This window comes from Streptococcus sp. GMD6S (genome assembly GCF_000297015.1).
Window position 1 is genome coordinate 1 of sequence record NZ_AJRH01000322.1, and the last position, 1,419, is coordinate 1,419.

Sequence of the window (1,419 nt, forward strand, 5' to 3'; positions counted from 1 at the left end):
CGTCGTTTTGATTTAAAACCTTATGACGAAAAGGAACAGTCTGGCTTGATTCGAAATCTTGTAGTGCGACGTGGGCACTATTCAGGACAAATCATGGTCATTTTAGTAACAACTCGTCCGAAAGTTTTCCGAGTGGAGCAATTGATTGAACACCTTATCAAGCAGTTCCCAGAGATCGTGTCTGTCATGCAAAATATCAACGACCAGAATACCAATGCGATTTTTGGCAAGGAGTGGAAAACTCTTTATGGTCAAGACTATATTATCGACCAGATGTTGGGAAATGACTACCAAATCGCTGGGCCAGCTTTTTATCAAGTAAATACTGAAATGGCAGAGAAACTTTATCAAACAGCTATTGATTTTGCAGGATTAAAAGCAGATGATGTGGTGATCGACGCCTACTCAGGGATTGGAACGATTGGCCTCTCTGTTGCGAAACATGTTAAGGAAGTCTATGGAGTTGAGGTCATCCCAGAAGCAGTTGAGAATAGCCAGAAGAATGCTGCATTAAACAATATCACAAATGCCCACTATGTCTGCGACACAGCTGAAAATGCCATGAGGAATTGGCTCAAGGAAGGTATCCAACCAACCGTTATCTTGGTTGACCCACCACGCAAGGGATTGACCGAGAGCTTTATCAAAGCAAGCGCTCAAACAGGAGCAGACCGTATTGCCTATATCTCCTGCAATGTTGCAACCATGGCGCGTGATATCAAACTCTACCAAGAGTTAGGATATGAACTGAAGAAAGTCCAGCCGGTTGATTTATTTCCGCAAACGCATCATGTGGAGACGGTAGTATTGATGTCAAGGATTGAAAAATAAGAGTGTGAAAACCTCTTGATTTCAGAGTGTTTGTGGAATTTGGAATTCTATTTTATGATGCCAATAATCCTGTCAAACGCCCTAAAATCAAGGGCTTGGGAACATATCCATGAGGATAGTTGAGTGGACAGAATAGATATGGGGTAGGTTGAGTTGATAAGATTACTATTCCAAGGGTGAGTTGATATGATGATTAAATAGACTAATCACCATTGATAAATTCTAATCATATGTTGATTAGACAAGTGCAGGTAGGTGAGAAAACATGCCGAATAATTCAAACGTTTATTATATTCCCCCGAAGCCAAAAAGGGAAAAGCGTGTCGGGATTTATTGTCGTGTAAGTACAAATAGCATGGATCACCTTCAAAGCCTGACTGCTCAAATATCGCATTTGACCAGATTGATTGCCTCAATGCTGCAATGGGTTTTAGCTGACGTTTATATAGACATTGCTACAAGTAAAACAGGTTCATCCAGAAAAGAGTTCAATCAGATACTTGACAATTGCCGTTCAAGAAAGCTGGATATAGTTATAACGAAAAATATTAGTAGATTCGGCAGAGATACGGTTGAAATATTAGATGC

The 1,419-nt window shown here is 40.4% G+C and carries 2 protein-coding genes; both read left to right on the top strand.

All coding sequences use genetic code 11. The annotated features are described in order from the left end of the window. Window positions 1-831, top strand: an 831-nt coding sequence (rlmD, locus tag GMD6S_RS11320) for a 23S rRNA (uracil(1939)-C(5))-methyltransferase RlmD (RefSeq protein WP_000307690.1), incomplete at its 5' end; no start/stop codon positions are given. A 265-nt stretch (window positions 832-1,096) separates the two neighbouring features. Then, on the top strand, window positions 1,097-1,419 hold a 323-nt coding region (locus tag GMD6S_RS12525; RefSeq protein WP_001133495.1), incomplete at its 3' end, for a recombinase family protein.